1 protein-coding gene is annotated in these 280 nt (G+C 50.4%); it reads left to right on the top strand.

The genetic code is table 11. The annotated features are described in order from the left end of the window. Positions 1 to 280: Ig-like domain-containing protein (locus EXT46_RS18790; RefSeq protein ID WP_240701074.1), on the top strand; the 280-nt coding region annotated here is incomplete at both ends.

Here is a 280-nt window from a genome sequence, read left to right as displayed (position 1 = left end):
GTGATGGCAGTTGGACAGCTGAGGTGCCCACTGCACTTGCTGAGGGGGATTTTGATATTACCGCCAGCATTACTGATACCGCAGGAAACGAGGGTACCGACAATGAATCTGGTACTGTCGATACTGAAGGCCCGAGTCTGACTCTTAATCCACTTGGAGTCACGAACGATCCCAATCCAGTGATTTCCGGAACAAGTGATGAGATAGGAGCAACGATAGCGGTCGAAGTGGTTGATGCGAATGGTACAACTCAGTCATTCACTGCTGAGGTGCAAAGCGA

It is taken from the genome of Pseudoalteromonas sp. CO325X, assembly GCF_004208955.1.
Classification (GTDB): domain Bacteria; phylum Pseudomonadota; class Gammaproteobacteria; order Enterobacterales; family Alteromonadaceae; genus Pseudoalteromonas; species Pseudoalteromonas ruthenica.
The sequence above is the reverse complement of the archived record's forward strand: the minus strand, read 5'-3'. Positions and strand labels throughout refer to the sequence as shown.